We start from the raw sequence: 19,541 nt of genomic DNA, 5'->3' as shown, positions 1-19,541 counted from the left end.
CAGCTGCACCAAATGGTGCGGCGGCGGACTATGGCGCAGTTTGGTAGCGCACTACACTGGGGGTGTAGGGGTCGCAGGTTCAAATCCTGTTAGTCCGACAGCATTCGGGCTGGCCAGAACGATTCTGGCCAGTCTTTTCTCACGTTTTCCATTCCCATCCTGAGATGGGCTAGCGGGCTAGTCCACCGTAACTCAGAACTTCAAAGTGCCTAATGCGTCGTCGCCAAGCAGCGCTGTCCCTATGTTTCTCCCTCTCATGGGCTAAAGATGACCAGCCTAGCAACCAGCTAAAACATGTCCAAATCCCTGCTCACAAGCTTGGAGCTGAGGTGTAGGGTCGGCGCCACTCAGAGCCGATCCCGCCAGCCATATCCATGACTCACACACTCACCTGCACAGCTCCACAATCCCTCCTTGTAGGACTTTGATTAGGCTTACCTTGTTCATATAAGCTTGCTCACGTTAAGATCATGGACTTTCACGCGTCAAGGAGGGATGCATGGCTATCTCTACCCCGCATGCGCAATCCCCTTCTCAATCACACCTGGGGTCTCGCGCGGACGCTACTGCGGACGCTTCTGCCAGCGCTCCATCAGGTAAAATCCCGCGTCGCCTCGTCGGCCTCGGCGTCCTTTTCCTCCTATTGCTCGCCAGCATCGTTGCCAGCATCGTGTTTGGATCACGGCAGATCCCTTTTGGAGAAGTGTCCGCCGTGTTCCGCGATCTCGGCACGGCGTTCGGCCACGCGGAGGGGCTGAATGTGGATCAGCGCGTGATCGTCGAGCTCCGCATTCCCCGCACCCTGTTGGGCCTAGTCGCCGGTGCTGCCCTTGGCGCCTCCGGTGCATTGATCCAAGGGCACACGCGCAACCCTCTCGCGGACACGGGCATTCTCGGCATCAACTACGGTGCGTCCCTGGCCGTGGTTGCCAGCTTCTCCTTGCTGGGTGTGACGTCCGTGTGGGTTACCAGCATGTGGGCGTTCGGTGGGGCCATCGCTGCTACTGCGTTGGTGTTTAGTTTGGCGTCCATAGGAGGAGGACAGGCCAATCCAATGACGCTGGTCCTCGGCGGCGCGGCTTTGTCCGCGGTCCTCAGCGCCATCATCAGCGGTTTTATCCTCACTGACGATGCCAATCTGGATCGCATGCGCTTCTGGACCGTCGGCTCCATCGCGGGCCGGGATCTCACCGTGTTCTACGGCGTGCTGCCGTTTATCCTGGTGGGCCTCCTGCTGGCGTTCATCACGGCACCGCAGCTAAACCTCCTGAATCTGGGCGATGACATCGCCTCCGGACTGGGCATCAACACCCAGCGCGCCCGCCTGATTGGCATGGCTCTGATCGCACTGCTGGCCGGTGCCGCGACAGCTGCCGCCGGCCCCATCACCTTCATCGGCCTGGTGGTCCCGCACCTCGTGCGCGCCATCACGGGCCCTGATTACCGCTGGATCCTCCCTTACTCTGCCCTGACGGGTGCGGTGATGATGCTGTTCGCAGACGTGGTGGGCCGTCTGATCGCTCGTCCGGGCGAGTTGCAAGTAGGCATCATCCTCGCGTTCGTGGGCGCGCCGTTCTTCATCGCCCTTATTTATCGACGCCGGGTGGTGGCCATTTAATGAGTTCCCTCCTTGCCCGCCCTACCTCTTCCACTATCCCTGGGCGCCCGCCATTCCGCGTGGGCTCATTTTCTGTGGTCTGGCGCCCTCGCGCGTTGACGGTGTCTCTATTGCTGCTCGTGGCGATCGTCTTGCTAGCGGCGGTCTCCATCGGCCTGGGTGACTATCCTGTGTCCCCGGCTCGTGTGCTGGAGGTGCTGTTCACCGGCCAGGGCACCCGCATTGAGCGTCTGGTGGTTTTGGATTGGCGCATGCCTCGTGCGCTGACGGCCATTCTGGTGGGCTGTGCGCTGGGATTATCCGGAGCCCTCACTCAGTCCGTGACTCGCAATGCGCTGGCCAGCCCGGATATCTTGGGCTTCACTACGGGCGCGTCCGCGGCCGCGGTCACCGTCATCACTCTGGGTGGTGGCGCTGGTGGTTTCCTCGGCTGGCTCAGCAGCATCGGCATTCCCTTGGCCGCGGTGCTTGGTGCGGCTGTCACCGCAACGGTGATGTGGGCTCTGGCGTGGAGGAGATCGACTGATTCCTTCCGGCTAGTGCTGTTCGGCATCATCATCTCTGCTCTGTTGACCTCGTATATCAACTTCCTGATGATCCGCACGGAGTTGCGCGATGCCGCGGCCGCGCAGTTCTGGCTTACTGGCTCCCTGAGCACTGCGGACTGGTCCAAGATGTGGCCCATCGCCATTGTTGTGTTGGTGTTTACACCGCTGCTGGCCTGGATTGGTCACCAACTTTTAGCCACCTTGCTGGGCTCGGATACTGCACGGGCTTTGGGACAAAACGTCCAGGGTGTGCAGGTGCTTCTGCTCGCCGCTGCCGTGGCTTTGGCAGCAGTGGCGGTCTCGGCCGCTGGCCCCATCGGGTTCGTCGCCTTCGTGGCCCCACAGGTGGCGCTGCGCTTGTGCAACTGCTCTGCACCACCGCTTCTGGCCTCTGCGCTGACCGGCGCTGCGCTACTCCTGCTGGCAGATATCAGCACCCAAACTCTTCTGCCCGTAGAGCTGCCGGTGGGCATTCTCACCTCGGCAATCGGCGGTGCGTTCCTTATTTATTTGCTGGTCCAACGGAATAGGTCAACCACGGCATGAGAAAAGATCCCACCCTGGAAGTTAGCAGTGCCGCGAACAAAGAAGGACACATGACTCAGAAGCACAGCATGAGCGCACGCGGCCTCGCCGTGGGCTACGGCGACCGGACGGTCATCGAAGGCTTGGACGTGGACTTTCCTCGCGGGCAGATCACCACAATCATCGGCCCCAATGGCTGCGGCAAATCCACGTTGTTGCGAGCCATGTCTCGTCTCCTTCCGGCGAATGAGGGCGAAGTGCTGTTAGACGGCGCCGATATCTCATCCATCAGGCGCAAGGACCTCGCACGGACCATCAGCGTGCTGCCACAAACCCCTACCGCCCCGGAGGGACTCAACGTGGCTGATCTCGTCTCGCGCGGTCGGCACCCACACCAATCGTGGATCCGTCAGTGGTCGTCCACGGACGAAGCCGAGGTGCACAAGGCGCTGGAAATGACTGGCTCGATGGGGCTGGCGGAGCGCACCCTGGATTCTCTGTCCGGAGGGCAGCGGCAGCGTGTGTGGATCTCCATGGTTCTTGCGCAGAACACGGACATCCTGTTCCTGGACGAGCCCACCACCTACCTGGATCTGGCCACGTCGGTAGAGATTTTGGAGCTGGTGCAGCGTCTACGCCGAGAGCTGGATCGGACTGTGGTGATGGTGCTGCACGATCTCAACTTGGCTGTACGCTACAGCGATAATCTCGTGGTGATGAAGGATGGACAGGTCCTCGCCACCGGGCGTCCCAGCGAGGTCATTACCCCAGAGCTACTGCTCGAGGCGTTTGCCCTCAACGCGCTAGTCATCGAGGATCCTGTCACCGGCGGTCCGCTGATCGTCCCCAAGTGACGATCAGGGCTTAGTCCTCCATCAGCTCCTGGGCGGGAGTCTTCTTGGACTTCCGCCAGTTGATCATCGCGGAAATCACCACCGGAGTCACAGACACCAGCACGATGACGATGGCGATCATGTCGATGCGATCCGCAATGCCCGGGATATCCCCCAGCAGCACGCCAATGCCGACCATGCTGACAATCCTCAGCACTGCACCCGTGACGTTCCATCCCACGAACTTCTTGTACGGCATCTCCGCGGTACCAGCGGCCACGGGAATGTAGGTACGCACGATCGGGATGAAGCGCCCCAGTACCAGAGCCAACGGCCCGTACTTCAGGAAGAAAGCCTCGGCTTGTTCGAGGTGCTCGGTTATGAGGATCTTGGCGTCGGGCTTAAACAACTTGCGGCCAAAGCGGTGGCCGAGCCAGAAACCTACCTGGTCGCCCAAGAACGCCGCGACGATGGCCACGCCCACCAGAATCGGAACGTTCAAGCCCAGCTGATCGCGCAAGATTGCCGCGGTGACCAGCATGGAATCGCCGGGGAGGAACGGGAAGAGCACGCCGGATTCAATAAAGATAATCAGCGCAATGCCGCCGAGCGCCCAGCCGCCAAAGTTCTGGAGCAGGGTGGTGGCGTCCATGAGGTCGCTTAAGTGCACAGGGAATCCCTTCTAGAAAACAACTGGTCTATTCTTACCCCGGTTTCTGACCGGAATACAGGCAGGCGTGCCCGATTGCGCCTGGTTCATAGATAGTCAGCATGAAACGCAGGCATTGCACAGAAAAACCCGCACCAACTTCAACAAAGAAGTGTGCGGGTTTTCTAAGCCAAGTCGCCGAGAGGCCCGGCGTTCAAACAGAAGCGGGAATTACTCGCCGGAGTTCTGCTTGGACTTGAATGGGAAGCCCAGCTCGCGGAGCAGGGCGCGTCCCTCATCATCGTTGGTCGCAGTGGTGACCACGGTGATGTTCATACCGCGTGGACGGTCAATCTTGTCTACGTCGATTTCGTAGAACATGGACTGCTCGTTCAGGCCGAAGGTGTAGTTACCGTGGCCGTCGAACTGCTGGTCAGACAGGCCGCGGAAGTCACGAATACGTGGCAGCGCGACGGTCAGCAGACGGTCCAGGAACTCCCACTTGCGGTCGCCGCGCAGGGTAACGCGAGCGCCGATGGGCATGCCTTCGCGGAGCTTGAAGTTAGCGATAGCCTTCTTCGCAACGCGGATCTGTGGCTTCTGACCGGTGATCAGGGTGAGATCTTCGATCGCACCATTGATCAGCTTGGAATCGCGAGCAGCGTCGCCGACACCCATGTTGACGACCACCTTGGTGACGCCTGGGATCTGCATGACGTTGTCGTAGTTGAACTCAGAGTTGAGCTTCTCGCGGATTTCTGCACGGTACTCGGACTTGAGGCGTGGAGTGTAGTTTTCGCTCATCGTTAGATGTCCTTCCCGGGTCCGGATGAGTTTTTCGGTCTACTGATGCCGCCACCGAATCAGCCCTTTAGTTCTCCGGAGGACTTCGCCGCCACACCCATCGAGGGCCTGAACATACGGGCTGCCGTGGCAGCAATGCCTCCCGAAGTGCGGCCCAACCTGCGGTGGTACACCGTGCGCCACCTCGACAAAGCCCGCGGCTTGCTGGCGTTTGACGTCGCTACGCACGGGGTGTCTGCGGAAGATGTCCACTCCACCTCCGGCCCAGGGCTCTCGTGGTGTTTGTCCGCACAGCCGGGCGACCCTGCTGGCTTGTGGACTTGCCAAGGCCTGTGGCATCGCGAGCACCGCACACAACTACTGGTGGCAGATCCCACCTCCCTGCCTTCCATGCGCGCGATCCTAGAGTACCTCGCCACGCTCTATCCCGAACAGCTCGCTTCCACGCACGTCATCGCGGTCACCAGTACCGATTCCGATTCAGAGCCCCACCTGGAAGATTGGCGCAACCGTCTAAGCAGCCTCACCCGGATCTCCGCACCTTTTGACGGTTATGCGCAGGCCATCGCCGAGCATCTCGCCAACATTGACGTTGAGTCCTCGCGCAATCGACAGCACAAGCCCCACCCAGACGTGGACTATGTGTGGGTCGCCGGGGAGGGGGATTTCTGCAAGGTGGTGCGCTCCCACGCCATCAAGACTTGGCAGCTCAACAAGGACAACATCCTGTGGTGCCCTTATTGGTTCGTCGGCAAGGCTCGCCCCTAGCGTGCATCCGTTATCCCCGTGAGTGCCCGTCCCCTAGCCAACAACAGCAAAACCGCCCCAGCACGTTCATGCGGGGCGGTTCGGCGGTTGATTCAGACTACTTCGTGGCGTCTGCCAACGGCTGCTCGATCTTGTCCAGCAGGTAGTTCAGGCTCAGCACGGTCTGCCATCCGAAGGCCTTTTCCAGGTCGCCTTCCAGGTAGACACTGTGTCCGTCCTTCACGGCGGGCAGCTTGCCCACGATCGGATCCTCGGTCACAGAAGCCTTGCTCTGCTTCGGAGAGTAAGACAGTTGATCCCACACCAGCACGTCAGAGTTGATCTGGTCTGCGTTTTCCTTGGAGACCTCACCGTAGAACTTGTCCTTGGTGATGCCCGCGTAGGCCGGGTTGATCTTGAATCCCAGCTCGGTGAAGAAGCGGCTACGCGGATCGCCCTCGGCAAAGACAGCCAGGCTCTCGTCGGAGACAGTGGCCACGCCGAGTTCCTTTTCGGCCCATTCTGGGTGGCGGCCCTTGAGCTCTGCGAACTTCTCCTTGACCTGCTCCACCTGGCGCTTTGCCTCTTCAGGCTTGCCCACGGCCTGCCCGATCTCTTCCGTGGTCACGTCCCATGGTTGCTGTAGTTCTTCGTATTCGCCCTTTTGTACGACGACAGGGGCGATCTCAGACAGCTTCTTGTACGTGTCTTCATCGATGTCCGAGTACACGGCCACGATGAGGTCTGGATTGTCCTTGGCGATGGCTTCCGCGTTGACTTCTGTGTCCTTGTCGATCCGAGGAGTGTCGCCCTCGATCTTGTCATTGGACCAGTTGCCCGCAGCCTGACCATCCGGGGTCATTCCGTCCCAGTACTTCACGGAGACAGGAGTAACTCCCAGCGCCAGCAGTGCGTCCTGATCCGTGTAGCCCAAGGAGACCACGCGCTGCGGGGCTTCCTTGATTTCGGTGGAGCCGTAGCGGTGCTCGATGGTGGTGGGGAATGCGCCCTGCTCGGCGTTGACTGCCTGGGAGTCCCCGGAATTTCCGGACTGGTCATCAGTCGAGCAAGCGGTCAGTGCCGCGCCCAAGGTCAGCACAGCAGCGGTGCTAACGAGAATCTTCTTGAGTGTCATTTTTCTCCGTTGTTACTGGTGACGGATTTCCGCGCGAGGCGTGGCCCGTACACAAAAGGGAAAGGTCAAACCTTTGGTTGGATATATCCAGCCCTATGTCCAAAGAATTCGGTGGCGGTCAGTTCCGAGTTGTCGTCGAGACGAACACGATCCAGAACAATCGCCGGCGCCGGCACGTTGGCACGGGGCGATCCACAGACCACCGCGATTCCTCCCTCGTGAGGGATGGTGACTCGGCCGGGGGTTCCGCCGAAGCGGCCCTGCGAGACGTGCGCGGAAAGCACGCGGACGCGCTGGCCTCGGAATTCAAAGTAAGCATTGGGGTACGGGTCGGACTGCGCCCTGACCAGCAAGGCGATATCTTCCGCAGGTTGGGTGAAATCTATGCGAGATTCCTGCTCGCCGCGCTTGTGGAAGTACGTAGCGCGGGTGGGATCTTGAGGTTGCGCAGTGGCGGTGCCTTGGGCGACGTCACTCAATGCGCGTTCCACGAGGGGCTCGATGAGGTCGAGGGTCTTGGCCACGAGATCCGTGGTGGTGTCCTGCGGACCCACGGGGATCGCGCGCTGGGCAACGATGGGTCCGCCGTCCAGCACTTCATCCATCTCGTGCACAGTGACGCCCACGTGAGTTTCCCGGTTCAACAGCGCCCACAGGATGGGCGAAAATCCGGCGTACTCGGGCAGGAGACCATCGTGGACATTCAATGCGCCGTGCTTGGCCAGGCTGAAAACCTCGGGAGGAAGCCAGGTTCGCCAATTGTTGGCCACGATGATGTCTGGTGCAGCATCGCGCAACGCCTCAATGACGTCTTGACCCACGCGCTCAGTGACACACACCTGGAGCTCATGTTCGCTGGCGAGCTCCTCAACGGAGTCTGCCCACATTTGCTCATAAGGGTGATCGCTGGCAGGGTTCGTAACTACCAAAACTACTTCATGACCAGCATTGATGACCGCAGACAACGTCCGGTGTCCCCACGACTGATAGCCGAAAACAGCAACTCGCATGCAGGGGATGTTAGCTTAGGTTTACCTATGTAGTCAATGATGAAAGTGGCGCAATTTTCATGCCAGACTCCCCGGACGTGACCACCCTTCACCGAATCTCGGTGCCCGCGGATGCGGAAGCCCTCGTTTTCCCGGACCCCTACCGCTCGAACGTCGAGCTCACCGAATCGATGTCCACCGTCGATGTGCGCATCCCGGCGCACTCAGCAGTGACCTATAGCTTTCAATCCGGCGAGCTGAAATATCCCGATCCACATAACGCACACGGCGCAGGCCCACAGGCGAGCCTATTGAGCGGCGATTCTGTGGACCAGACACTCTGGCCGCCTCGCTCCCCAGAAGTCATCGCGGACTTGCCCGGCGCACGCCTGTCCATCGACCGGAAGGTATTCGGCAGGCGCTGCACCGCGCGCCTCGATGACCGCGGTGCGGATACCACCGTGGTGTTTTTGGATGGCGATGACTGGATCCATCTGCATGACCTCACGGGCGCACTGGACCGGGCAGTCACGGCAGGGCTTATCCCCCAGATCAACCGCGTCTTCCTGCCGGCAGCCAAAGACCGCAGCGAGGAGTACACCTCCCAAACATTCGCCAGCGCACTGGCCACCGAGCTTCCGCCGATCATCAACAGCAGCCACATAGTCCTGGTGGGGCAAAGCTTCGGCGGTCTCTCCGCCCTGCGCGCAGCTCTTACGGCTTCCACCGAAACCACGCCTGCAATCAAAGGAGCCATCGCCCAGTCCCCTGCCGTCTGGTGGTCCGCTGACCGTTCTGCAGAGCTCGCGGACACGCTCTCGGACGGGCCCGCAGGAGGCGACATTGCCGCACAGCTCACTGGCCCCTCACTCGAAAATCCTGCGGCTCACAGTGGCTCCGGTCTGGCACGCATCGTACTGACGTGCGGTGCAGAAGAGCCGCCCATGCAACGACACGTGGATGCAGTGGCCGATGCCGATCCCGACGATGTCGCGGACGGAATTTTCGTGGGTACTGCGCTCTGCGGATGTCTGAGCTTGACGATCGATGATGGTCACTATGGCCTCTCTGTAGGATGCGCCAACCAACTTCTTAGGGTAGGCAATGCAAAGGGTAGGCTAACCTATCTTCTATTGCTCAACAACCCCCTAGCGGGAATTGCTCACCCCGCGTCCGCAAACTCCCAGCTAGAGGCTTCACATCAACTACGTCCTCGGCTACCGACTGGAAGGCCCTCCCCACACACAGGACCACCGTGGTACGCCCGCGGCGAATATCTCTCACCGCACGCGCCACTTTCATGCCCGTCATTGAATCCACTGACGAGACCGGATCAACCATCACCAACATCTCCGGCTCAGCCAGTAGCGCTCGTGCCAATCCCAGCCGCTGCCGCTGACCACCGGAAAGATTGCGCGCACCTTCGGTCAGCTCGTGATCCAATACCCCGGCTGAATGAGCCGCCCCCGGCGCCAGTTCATCGAGCCCTAAGGCGTTAAGAATGTCTACTGCATCCTCCGCCCTGCCCTCTCCAGAGCTCCGCAGCACCGCCTGCCCCACTGTGTCCCCAAACAATGCCGGCTTCCGAGGCTCGGCAAGCACAGCGGAACGCACATCGTCTACCGAGATCTCGCAAATATCGCGCCCCCGGATCCACAGTTGTTGAGTTTGTGGCCTAGTCAGGGAGCCAAGCTCCATCGACTCCCCCGCGACCAACGCATCCACCAGAGCATCTGCCCATGCGGCTGAACAGTGCACCACCGTCAGTCGCCCCTCTGCGAACGCCACGGAAGCCTGCTCTGATCCCTCGACCTCGCCGTCTCCTTCGGCCTCACCGTCTCCACCGCGCATGGAAATGGCAGGCGTGCCAATCTGAGCAGATGGCACGCCCTGCCCCTCACGCAGCCGCTGAGCTTCCGCCACGCGCTGCAGCCTCCGAACGGAAGCCCTCGCCAATCCAATGAAGCGCGGCATTCTGCTGCACTGCCGCATCGGCTCCGCGATAAATTGTAACAGCGCCACCACGGTGACCAACTCCCCCAACGTCACATCGCCGGAAATGGTTCGATAGCCCGCGTACAGGCCCACCGCACTCAGCAACAGCACATTGCTGCCCATCGCCACGGCTTCATAACCTCCGCTGACCCACGCGAGCTTCCGAGCATCCGCACACGCCTCTTCAGATTTACGCGCATATCCACGGTAGGCCGGATGCGCGCCAGCCACTCCCGAGATCACCGGCAGCCCCTGCAGAATGTCGGTCATGCGCGCGGTCACTCGCGCGAGCAGAGTTTGTTGCCGCTCCGCGCGGCGTTCAATGATCTGAGACAGCCGGTGCAGGACTATCAACACCACCGCGCTGAGCACCAACACCACCACTCCCAGTGGCAGATCAATCAGCGCCAGAACAATCGTGCAGAAAATGGCTCCCACCAGCGCACTGATCCCCACCGGGACCACTTCGATGATGTCTACCGCCTGCACCACGTCTTCACCCACCACCGTGGGCAATTCCTGGCGAGGCAGACTGTCCGCATCGTCGGAATGCCCACCATGGCTCACCACCTGCGAGGTGATGCCTGCCCGCAATTCACATACGTTCCGAGCCGACGTAGCCTGCAGTATCCGGAACCCTGTCTGCCAGCTCACAGACACCGTCGCCAGCGTAGCGCCTAAGGCTGCGATTCCACCCACCAGGTGCCACACATTCTCGCTAGCGATAAGACTGTGCGCCAACCATCCCAGTAACACCGCAATCATGGCTTCTGCCACGTGGTAGATGCTCAGCAACAAGCCACTCAGAGCCATCGCGCGAGAATTTTTTCTGACCAGCCCGCGCAGCGTCACCACCTTGTTGTCAGACACGCGCCTGCCTCCCCTGCTCATTCCAGGCGGTCCACATATCGGCATATGTTCCGTTTCTTGCTGCCAGCTCCTCGTGCGTACCTGTTTCCACCACGCGCCCGCGCTCCATCACCACCACGCTATCGGCGGAGGTTGCTTGGCTGAGCCGGTGCGCAATCACCATCGCCGTCCGTCCGCGGATCGCCGCGCGGGCAGCGTCCTCCAAGGACATCGAAAAGGCCTCGTGTGATTGCTGTGTTTCCTCGAGGTCACCGTCATCTTCGGCCGTTGATTCGTCAAGAATGACGACGCCAGCCCGAGACAATGCCACCCTGGCCAGCGCCAGACGCTGTGCCGCCACCGCATCTACGTGCAGGCCCCCTTCGCCCAGCATTGTGTCTAAGCCCTGCTTGTCGCCATGGGACAAGGATGTGCACCAATCTTCCGCACCGGTTCGGCGCAGCGCATCCCATATTTCTGCGTCGCTGGCACCTTCGGCTGCCAGCAGGAGATTATCGCGCAAACTCATCGCGAAGACGTAGTTTTCCTGGGAGGCAACGCAAAAGATCGAGCTTCTTTCTTGCGCACTCATTCCCACCACGTCGCACCCCCCAACGGTGATCACACCCGGCTCTGCCATCTCGAGGGTTCCAGAGACAATTTCCGCAACCGTGGACTTGCCAGCTCCCGATCCGCCGACCACGCATACCGTGCACCCCGCAGGGATGTGGAACGCCAAGTCATGCAAGATCTCTGGGCCATCCTCGTACCGATAATTCAGGCCCTTGACCTCTACAGCTGGACTCTGCCGATGCGAGGAGTAGTCATCAATCGGCTGTGGCGTATCCGCACCCGCGGAGCGAATGAGTCCCACGATGCGCCCCAAGGCCGCCCCGCTGCGCTGCAGTTCATCAAAGGTGAACAGAATCGTGCCGATCGGCACGAACTGACGGTGGAACAGAATCAACGCTGCCGAGATCTCGCCCACCGTCACCGCATCTTCGCGGAAGAGCAACCAGCCTACGACAGACAGGGCTGACAACCCCATGAACTCCGCGAAGTTCTCCCGCGCCACCAGCCCGGAAAACACACGAAACGCAGCGATTGATTCGTCCCGCGAAGCCTGCGCGTAGCGCCTGGTGAGACCTTGGCGGCTATCCACCAGCCGATGCGAACGAACCGAACGAATGCCCTCCATAGAACCTTGCAAGGAACCGATGACACCGGCTTCTAATTCGCGTTGGCGTCGATACAAAGGGGCAGAACGAGGAAGATACCATCGCAACCCCAGCGCATAGAACGGAATCCCGCACAGCCCCGCCAACGCGAGGCGCCAATCCAACCCCGCTATTCCAGCGCTGGCCACCACGACCATCACCAGCGCGCTGAGGGTCGATGGAACCGACTTGCGGGCACTGCTCACCAGCGCGGCGACATCCGCACCAACTCGGCCCAGCACCTCTCCCCGGCCCAGGGACTCCACCGTGGTGGAAGGCAGATTCAGCACCGCGGCGACGGCGCGCTCACGCAACTTCGCAACTACCTGGGCAATCGTCACACCCGTCAGCGCCTCCGCAAGGCCAGCGACAACGGCAGTACCAACACACGCCACGGCAGCCCACACAATCACCTTCAGCACGCCAGACTTGCCGTCACCGGCGGCTACCGCATCGATGACGCTGGCCAGCAGATAAATGGGCGCCAGAGAGAGCAAGGCACCGGCGAAAGTGAACAGCACCGCACTAATTGCTGGAGTTGCGGTGCGACGGAGCAGGCGGCCAATCTCCGCAGCGGACTCACCAGGCGAAGCAGTGGGAAGTACGGCACTCACTTAAGCGTGAGACTTTCCTGCCGGTTGCAAGGTGGTCCACTCGCGGTCGATGAACTCCATCGCCTCGTCCCGCGATACCCCGCCGTCTACGCCACGGGAAGGGTCTCCCAGAGCCACGGTCCATCCGTCTGGCACGGCGGCGAACGTAGGCCACAACGAGTACTGTCCCTCGTCGTTGATAAGGGCGAAGAAGCTGCCCTGTTCGTCATCAAACGGGTTGCTAGACAACACGCGCTCCTTGTCTCATGATGCGGAAATAACGGGTTTATGGGCTGCGTTGGCCAAAGTGGTGGCACAAGTGCAGCAAGCGTGAATTAACTTAGCATAACCTAATATGCAGCTTTTGAGGGTTAAGTAAAGAAAAGTGTGTCCGCATGCCACCATAACCCCAGACCACACACCACAAATCACCAAAGAATAGCTCCCCGAAAGCTATTACCCACACCATCCCGCACCTCCGGCCACATTTGTGCTAACCGCACACCGGTTGGATTAAAGGATGACCACCAACCGCCGGACCTGACCCCTGTTTGGTAGACACCTGATATCCAGCCCTGTTGGGTTGGGAAGAAAGGTAATCTACCACCATGCCTAGGTACTCCGAACAGTTCAAACGTGATGCTGTGGCCCTCTACGAAAACAATGAGGACCTCTCACTTCACGCGGCTTCAGCAGAGCTTGGAGTCAATCGTTCCTCACTTTTCTCATGGCTCAAGCAGTACGGCACCGGCAAGCGTGCCCGCACGAAGACCATGCGTGACAAGGCGAAGGCGACGACTGATTCTGAACGGATCCGTCAGCTAGAAAAAGAAGTCTCTAAGCTTCGTGAAGAACGCGACATCCTGCGCAAGGCCGCGAAATATTTTGCCGAAGAGACACGCTGGTAATCCGCTTCCAGTTTGTCGATGACCACCGAACCGAATACTCGGTCAAGCGGATGTGCCACGTGTTAAAGCTCAATCGCTCCTCGTTCTACAAATGGGCCAACACCCGCGAAAAACGCAGGTTAAAGACGTGTTCCGATGCTCTTATTGGTGCACGAATCAAAACCATCTTCGATGATGAGCACGGGCTTTATGGTGCTAAACGCATCGCTGCAAGTCTCAACGACGATACGGACTTTCCTCCGATAAATCACAAGAAGGTCGCACGCATCATGAAATCCATGGGGCTGAAAGGCTTTACTAAACGCCGTCGATGCATCACCACCAGACGAAAGTTTGGCCACCGAGTCATGCCAGACTTAGTAGGCCGCAGATTCACAGCTGATAGGCCGAACCACGTCTACGTAGGCGATATCACCTACCTGCCGTGTAAGGGAGGCAAGAACATGTACCTGGCCACGGTCATCGACGTCTACTCGCGCAAACTCGTCGGACATGCACTCGCCGATCACATGCGGGTATCGCTGGTTATCGAAGCTTTATCTCATGCAAGGAAAGTCCGCGGAAGCCTGAAAGGGGCAATTTTCCATTCTGATCACGGCAGTGTGTACACCTCACAAGCATTTAGGGACCACTGCACCCAGCTTGGTGTTCGCCAATCCATGGGAGCGGTGGGAACGAGTGCCGATAATGCCCTGGCAGAATCATTTAACGCCACCTTAAAGCGTGAAGTGCTTCGTGATCGGAAAGTCTTTGACAATCCCATCATCTGTCGCCAAGAAGTCTTCCGATGGTGCATGCGCTACAACACGCGCAGACGCCACTACTGGTGTAACCTTCTAGCCCCCGATACCTTCGAAGCACTCACATCAGCTACACTGGCCCAAGCAGCATAGCTAACCCCCGACGTGTCTACTTTCCGGGGGTCAGGCCCACATGATCATGCTTGCTATGCCCGCCCAGCACGCGAACGTCGACGCAGTCAAGGAGATCTTCGCCTCCCATATCAACCCTAAGGAATGCACCATTAGCTCGCTGGCAATGTACCGCGAGGACGTAGAAGACCTCGAGGAACTCGGGCTTAACGTCGTGGTGCATCTGCAGGACGGTGCAGGCAAATCACTGGCCGAACGGACCTTCACCGAAAACCAGATGCGGCGCCTTCGCCTGGCTGGTGAGCTCTAGGTCTACGACGGCATCGGAGCGGCGCCTCCCCACCCCGGCGGGCTTTCTCCTCCTCCGGCCACACAAATGCACCTAGAAAATACGCATATCTCACCCGTCACAAAGTAACTTCACACGGAAGAACTAAGAAGAAAAATCTCCGGTTCCCCTTAAGGAAGCGGAGATTAGCCGTGATAAGCGTTGCGGCCAACTAGGAACGCTGCACCGTCACGAGAGTGAAACTAGTTTGCCATACCGCTAAGGCTTCGCATGATGCCGCCAAATTCGATATCCATATACTGAGTGAGGACCTCAAAAATAAAGTCTGAGTCATAACCACGCAACGGACCTTTAGTGCTCAGCATGGAAAGACCGTGAGCGCCGGACCACACGGAGATAACGAGGGTGAAAAGGACCCATGGGGTGCGCGGCCCATCAACCTCATCGATCACTTCGCGCACAAGAGACATAATGAAGCCAAAGGCTCGTCCAAATTCGCTAAAGTCGCGCTCGAGCTCGACCGCTTTGTTTGCATTCGGGAGGAAATTATCTTCGAATGACATGGGGACGATTGGCCCAGATGCAATCTTGATCAGCGTATCGAAACCTTGTGGGTCATACAGGGCATGTGAGACATACCCATAACCTGTGGCCTTAATCTTGGATACGGCACTAGCATCTTCAGGCAATGCAGCCACCTGGCGGTAAATGAACTCATAGTTGATCTTGTCCAGACAGCGCTCAAGGTAGTTAGCTAGTTCCTTATCACTTTCAATAAGGTGTTCCGCCTCTTGAACGCTGAGGCCTGCACGATTTGCAGCCCCGCCAATGTGAAGCCCGGTTACACCACGATCAAGAATCTCCTCAACAGCACCCCGAAGTAGCGCTGAACGCTGCTCTTCTTCTGTCGCGCGTGGGAGATCCTTAGCCTTTGTCGAAAGCGCTTCCGGCTGCTCCCCCACCAATCCATAAGGAAGGGTGCGTTCAACTCGCTCACCTCTAAAAAACGGGTAAAGACCAACGCTGAGAGTATCCATAACAGCACTAAAAGTCTGCTTCTTGGCTGCCGGCGAAAGGTAGCGCAAGATTCCTTCAGCAGCGAGCTGCGTTACGCCGTGCAGGTGTGAGAAGATAGACAACGCTGAAAGCAGAGTCCCCTTTGCACCGAGCTCTGGGCCGCCTGATTCCTTAATAGCTTCTTCGGTCAGCCCAAAAAGGATTCGCATAATAGGACACTTCTCAGCGTGCCCATCGGGATTGGCGAAATCCTCCGCTGTAAGCTCCAACCGCGGCGTTGCGTGGACTGCAGTAAATGCCGCGAAGGCAGAAGGATCCTCAACCGCAAAAGAAAAATATGACAGACCTGTGGCCCGAAGTTTATCTACTGCAGTTGCGTTTTCAGGTAGGCGTTCTAGATGCAAATCGACCACTGAGATCAATGCGTCATTGAGTGAGTGTTTAGTGGCTTCAACAAGCTCAGCCTCAGAGGCAAACAGCGCCTGAGCTTCCGCAAAGGGCACATCGACTTGGTCTGCTACCTCGCGAAGGCGGACTTTATCAACGCCCGCCTTGGTAATGACCCGGCCGGCCTGCTCAATAAGTAGCTGCCGAGAGGGCCGGTTACCGTGTTCCACGCCTACTGAAGTAATCACAGCGATTAGCCTACCTAGGAAATAGCGGTTTTTAGTTCCATAAACACAAGATAGGAATATTTATAGATTATTCACAGTTTTCGGCCCGGCGCTTATCACTCCATGACCGAGTCAAACGCGCTAAGAACTATGCATCACCATAAAGATTATACAGTCCTGTCCGCGAGGCGGACAGGACTGTATAATTTACATGACATGCCCAGCCACCTAAGGCTGTCATGCCGGAGAGTCGGAAAACCTTTACTTCCGCTCATCACCCTCGGGAGCCTCAGCACCCTGGTTGCCGATGCGCTCATCAAGCTGGTCACGCGCAGAGTCAATCTTATCTGCCTTGTCCTCGCCCAGCTTTCCCTTCGCCAGGTCTGCCCCCTTGTCCAGTGCGCTATCCGAAATCTGCTCACCCTTATCGGTGTTCAGCGCGTCCTTTGCCTTGTCAAAAATACCCATTTCTACGGTCCTTTCGTTGAATCACTATTTCTAACAGTGATAGCCGCCAACAGCCGAATGCATCAACGTCCGAGTGATTCCTGTTATCGTACGAAGCTTTCCTCAACTCCCCACGCAGCAAACAAATACACTATGGTCGCTACATTCGACCTTCGCGCCACCACGACATACCACCGTACCGACGCGCTAGACTCTTCGCCACAAAAGCTATTAATTGATAATGACAACATCGCTTGACGCTATTCAAACCCTAGACTCTGAGAACGTTAAGAATCCCTACACTGCCCCCACCCCCACAATCCACCCCTTTCGTTCAACAACTTGACGCTTGCCGTCACCTTCTCATTTGTGAAGGCTTGGACTCTGAGACACAATTCTCTATGTGCTCTTTTCGGTCATCGTCGTGTGAGGCGAATAGAGCATCAGTTCCTAACCGGCCCCTTTAGCCCTTAACCTCTATCACCATCACAGCAACCACCACGATGCCTTCGTCCCATTCCACGCCTGCTTCCCGTCCTGCCAGACACTCTCTTCACAGCTCACCTTTCTCCGTGGAGAGCGCTTCCACCAAGATGGATTCAGGATTCGGCCTTGTATGGCCGGGCAAGGAAGAAGCTGCTGCACTAGCTAAGGAAAAACTAGCGAGCAAGCGAACACTGATCAGCGGCGTAGGTTCTTCCCCCAACAGCGTTAACGTGGCAGATAATCTAGCAGCGCTGAGTGATTTTATCGGACGGGGTCTTCGCGCGGATGTCATCTACATTGACCCCCCGTATAACACTGGTAAAGACTTTGTCTATCGCGATAACTTCCGGCAGCGCCGCGACATGCGCTCAGAGCATTTTGGTCAATGGCATGCTGACTGGCTTTCCATGATGTTGCCGCGCTTGATTCTGGCGCGTGAGGTTCTTGCTGATACAGGCTTCATCCTGGTGTCCATCGGCGAATCGGAGTGCGCCCATCTTCGACTGATCCTTAATGAAGTCTTTGGGGAGGATTGCTTTGCAGGCCAACTCATTTGGAAGAAGGGTGGGACTGGCAAAAATGACTCGAAGTATGCCGTAATAGAGCACGAATATGTACTGTGTTACGCCAAGTCCCCAGCGAACAACGGGTTCAACGTGGATATTGAGGCGCAGACCTCAACCCGCTACAACCACAGCGACGAGAAGGGCAACTACTCCTTAGTCCGATTGGACTCTAAAACTTTGGGCTATCTACCCAGTCTGGACTTCCCCATCGTCGCCCCTGATGGCCGCGAGTACTGGCCTCATCAGCCAGAAGGAAAATCAGAGGTTGCCCGCTGGCGGTGGGGTAAGGACAAGGTCGCTGAGCACTACGATGAGTTGGTGTTCAGGCGCGGTTTTGTCTACACCAAGAACTACGAAAAGAAGGGTGCACGGCCTCGTTCCATTCTGGACGGGGAACGGTTCGGAGTCACACGCACGGGCCGCCGAGATGCCGAGGAGGCGCTTGGCACCACGGGTGTCTTTGATTTTCCTAAACCAGTACGGCTTATCAAACACCTCATCTCAATCGCCGGCGGTCCAGATGCGATAGTCGTGGACTTTTTCGCCGGCTCGGGGACCACCGCCCAAGCTGTCGTTGAGCTCAACCGCGAAGACGGTGGCCAGCGCTCTTTCCATTTGGTGCAAATACCTGCCCCCACAGATCCGTCCAGCGCCGCGCGCCAAGCGGGTTTTGAAACGGTTGCCGATATTTGTCTCGCGCGGGTTCGCTCACTCAATGTGCCCTTTGACCACTTCGCCTTGGCCTAGAGCCCAACACTTTATCGGTCCTGGGCCACTCCGTGCTCTTCGGTGCCTTCCGGACGGCCGGGAATGCCAAAGAAATCCAGTATTGCATCGGTGGCGAATCCTTGTCCGACTTCGATTTTCGTGTCATTGTTTCCGCCCGGCCATACGTGGGATCCGCCTTCAATGCGGATGTGCTGTAGCGGCGCTTCACAGGCAGTCCAGGTCTCTCTGGTGGCACCGTTTGTCAGGCGCACAGAGTCGACGTCGCCTCGACACCTATTGCGCCGCTGATCCTGCCCAAGCACCTCTGCTACTGAAGAATAGGCAGTATCGTGGCGCACTCCGCCCTCGTAATTAACCACGGGGTCTTTCGTACCGTGGATATCCAAACGGCCTACAGGTTTATCTGAACAATCTGTATGGATGCCTTCGTAATACGCCGCCGAAACTGTCGCTACAGAACGAAAGGTGCCCGGCATCCGGCAGGCCAGGAAGGCTGCGAACCCCCCGCCGTTGGACAGACCTGCGGCATAGATGGCGTTATCGTCCACCTCATAAGTAGAACGCAGACTATCCACGAGAGCGCTAACGAATTCTAGGTCTTCTTCCGCGCTAGTAGCGGCGTAAGGGGCTGGCGCCCATGCGGCCTTCTCCCCCGCTGGGTAGGCAACGATGGCGTGAGCGGCATTGAATTGACTGTACTGCTCCATATTTTCCGGGGAGTCCGTATATCCGTGGAAAGAAAGCAGCACCGGCCAAGAGCGCTCAGGCGTGTAGTTTTCGGGTACATGGAGGAGGAAACTCCGCCCAGAGGCCAACCGAAGTTTCTTCGTGTGTCCAGGCTCTGGGCCAACGAGCATTGGGGCTAATGGGATACCGAGGTCATTTGTCCACTCTGCTGGGGAGGTTGACGTTGGTGCTTCCTCTTCAGGTGAGCTGCACGACGCCAACGCCATGACAGTTGCCGCGACGGCGACAGCCCCAGCGAGCGCACGCAACCGGCGCAGCCGCGCTGCGGAATCTTCGCCCATCATTCCCCTCGCCACATTCATTATCGGAAAATATCCTCGTCCACCTTAAAACATCCCACCAACATCCACGAACCTGCAGCACC

At 58.3% G+C, this 19,541-nt stretch carries 18 protein-coding genes, 1 tRNA gene and 1 pseudogene; 9 read left to right on the top strand and 11 right to left on the bottom strand.

The annotated features are described in order from the left end of the window. Window positions 1-24 precede the first annotated feature (24 nt). From ABZS45_RS04035 to ABZS45_RS04020, 4 genes are all read left to right on the top strand, one after another. Window positions 25-98, top strand: a tRNA-Pro gene (locus ABZS45_RS04035). Window positions 99-499: 401 nt separating this feature from the next. Then, on the top strand, window positions 500-1,618 hold the full coding sequence (locus ABZS45_RS04030; RefSeq protein ID WP_412100736.1) for a FecCD family ABC transporter permease: 1,119 nt from the start codon (window positions 500-502) through the stop codon (window positions 1,616-1,618). Further along, window positions 1,618-2,712: a FecCD family ABC transporter permease gene (locus tag ABZS45_RS04025; protein WP_005325330.1), complete on the top strand. Its 1,095-nt coding sequence runs from the start codon at window positions 1,618-1,620 to the stop codon at window positions 2,710-2,712. Before ABZS45_RS04030 ends, ABZS45_RS04025 begins: the two co-directional genes overlap by 1 nt. Before the next feature lie 50 nt (window positions 2,713-2,762). Continuing rightward, window positions 2,763-3,545 (top strand): ABC transporter ATP-binding protein, encoded by a 783-nt coding sequence (locus ABZS45_RS04020; protein ID WP_019176090.1) that lies wholly within the window; start codon window positions 2,763-2,765, stop codon window positions 3,543-3,545. A gap of 10 nt (window positions 3,546-3,555) precedes the next feature. Here ABZS45_RS04020 and ABZS45_RS04015 read toward each other — a convergent pair whose 3' ends face one another. Beyond that, complete coding sequence (locus ABZS45_RS04015; RefSeq protein ID WP_412100735.1) at window positions 3,556-4,194, bottom strand: DedA family protein; 639 nt, start codon at window positions 4,192-4,194, stop codon at window positions 3,556-3,558. A 210-nt stretch (window positions 4,195-4,404) separates the two neighbouring features. Beyond that, window positions 4,405-4,977, bottom strand: a complete 573-nt coding sequence (gene rplE, locus ABZS45_RS04010; RefSeq protein WP_019176091.1) for a 50S ribosomal protein L5 — start codon at window positions 4,975-4,977, stop codon at window positions 4,405-4,407. A gap of 6 nt (window positions 4,978-4,983) precedes the next feature. On the opposite strand from rplE, the gene ABZS45_RS04005 reads away from it, so the two are divergent. Then, window positions 4,984-5,745 (top strand): siderophore-interacting protein, encoded by a 762-nt coding sequence (locus tag ABZS45_RS04005; RefSeq protein ID WP_412100734.1) that lies wholly within the window; start codon window positions 4,984-4,986, stop codon window positions 5,743-5,745. A 97-nt stretch (window positions 5,746-5,842) separates the two neighbouring features. On the opposite strand, the gene ABZS45_RS04000 is transcribed toward ABZS45_RS04005, so the two are convergent. Continuing rightward, a complete protein-coding gene (locus tag ABZS45_RS04000; RefSeq protein ID WP_005291893.1) occupies window positions 5,843-6,859 on the bottom strand; it encodes an iron-siderophore ABC transporter substrate-binding protein in 1,017 nt (338 codons plus the stop codon). Window positions 6,860-6,924: 65 nt separating this feature from the next. Continuing rightward, window positions 6,925-7,869 carry a methionyl-tRNA formyltransferase gene (locus ABZS45_RS03995; RefSeq protein ID WP_412100732.1) on the bottom strand — a complete coding sequence of 315 codons (945 nt, stop codon included), beginning with the start codon at window positions 7,867-7,869 and terminating at the stop codon, window positions 6,925-6,927. A gap of 59 nt (window positions 7,870-7,928) precedes the next feature. Between ABZS45_RS03995 and ABZS45_RS03990 the strand changes: the two are divergent. Continuing rightward, window positions 7,929-8,627: pseudogene (locus ABZS45_RS03990) on the top strand (alpha/beta hydrolase-fold protein); the annotation flags it as partial. An 87-nt stretch (window positions 8,628-8,714) separates the two neighbouring features. On the opposite strand, the gene ABZS45_RS03985 reads toward ABZS45_RS03990, so the two are convergent. The 4 genes from ABZS45_RS03985 to ABZS45_RS03970 form a co-directional block, all read right to left on the bottom strand. Continuing rightward, entirely contained in the window at window positions 8,715-8,906 is a 192-nt protein-coding gene (locus ABZS45_RS03985; protein WP_412101180.1) for a hypothetical protein, read from the bottom strand. A gap of 79 nt (window positions 8,907-8,985) precedes the next feature. Continuing rightward, complete coding sequence (locus tag ABZS45_RS03980) at window positions 8,986-10,656, bottom strand: ABC transporter transmembrane domain-containing protein (RefSeq protein WP_412100731.1); 1,671 nt, start codon at window positions 10,654-10,656, stop codon at window positions 8,986-8,988. Window positions 10,657-10,705: 49 nt separating this feature from the next. Next, the gene (locus ABZS45_RS03975) at window positions 10,706-12,523 is read right to left on the bottom strand and encodes an ABC transporter ATP-binding protein (RefSeq protein WP_026022866.1); all 1,818 of its coding nucleotides are present in this window, start codon (window positions 12,521-12,523) and stop codon (window positions 10,706-10,708) included. Further along, a complete protein-coding gene (locus tag ABZS45_RS03970) occupies window positions 12,524-12,751 on the bottom strand; it encodes an MbtH family protein (RefSeq protein ID WP_011274127.1) in 228 nt (75 codons plus the stop codon). 359 nt (window positions 12,752-13,110) lie between these two features. Between ABZS45_RS03970 and ABZS45_RS03965 the strand changes: the two genes are divergently transcribed. Together ABZS45_RS03965 and ABZS45_RS03960 are read left to right on the top strand one after the other, a co-directional pair. Then, window positions 13,111-14,303, top strand: a protein-coding gene (locus ABZS45_RS03965) for an IS3 family transposase (RefSeq protein WP_412100657.1) whose coding sequence is annotated in 2 segments (ribosomal slippage) — window positions 13,111-13,393 and window positions 13,393-14,303 — 1,194 coding nt in all. Because the reading frame shifts where the segments join, the coding sequence is not laid out codon by codon here. A gap of 40 nt (window positions 14,304-14,343) precedes the next feature. Further along, window positions 14,344-14,592, top strand: a complete 249-nt coding sequence (locus ABZS45_RS03960; protein ID WP_412100730.1) for a hypothetical protein — start codon at window positions 14,344-14,346, stop codon at window positions 14,590-14,592. 221 nt (window positions 14,593-14,813) lie between these two features. On the opposite strand, the gene ABZS45_RS03955 is transcribed toward ABZS45_RS03960, so the two are convergent. Together ABZS45_RS03955 and ABZS45_RS03950 are read right to left on the bottom strand one after the other, a co-directional pair. After that, window positions 14,814-16,223 carry a hypothetical protein gene (locus tag ABZS45_RS03955; protein ID WP_412100729.1) on the bottom strand — a complete coding sequence of 470 codons (1,410 nt, stop codon included), beginning with the start codon at window positions 16,221-16,223 and terminating at the stop codon, window positions 14,814-14,816. A 240-nt stretch (window positions 16,224-16,463) separates the two neighbouring features. Then, window positions 16,464-16,670 carry an antitoxin gene (locus ABZS45_RS03950; RefSeq protein WP_412100728.1) on the bottom strand — a complete coding sequence of 69 codons (207 nt, stop codon included), beginning with the start codon at window positions 16,668-16,670 and terminating at the stop codon, window positions 16,464-16,466. Between the two features lie 572 nt (window positions 16,671-17,242). Between ABZS45_RS03950 and ABZS45_RS03945 the strand changes: the two genes are divergently transcribed. Then, on the top strand, window positions 17,243-18,448 hold the full coding sequence (locus tag ABZS45_RS03945) for a site-specific DNA-methyltransferase (RefSeq protein ID WP_412100727.1): 1,206 nt from the start codon (window positions 17,243-17,245) through the stop codon (window positions 18,446-18,448). Between the two features lie 11 nt (window positions 18,449-18,459). On the opposite strand, the gene ABZS45_RS03940 is transcribed toward ABZS45_RS03945, so the two are convergent. Further along, on the bottom strand, window positions 18,460-19,461 hold the full coding sequence (locus ABZS45_RS03940) for an alpha/beta hydrolase family esterase (RefSeq protein ID WP_412100725.1): 1,002 nt from the start codon (window positions 19,459-19,461) through the stop codon (window positions 18,460-18,462). Window positions 19,462-19,541: the final 80 nt, after the last annotated feature.

The organism is Corynebacterium aurimucosum (genome assembly GCF_046895345.1).
GTDB classification, from domain to species: domain Bacteria; phylum Actinomycetota; class Actinomycetes; order Mycobacteriales; family Mycobacteriaceae; genus Corynebacterium; species Corynebacterium aurimucosum_G.
The sequence above is the reverse complement of the archived record's forward strand: the minus strand, read 5'-3'. Positions and strand labels throughout refer to the sequence as shown.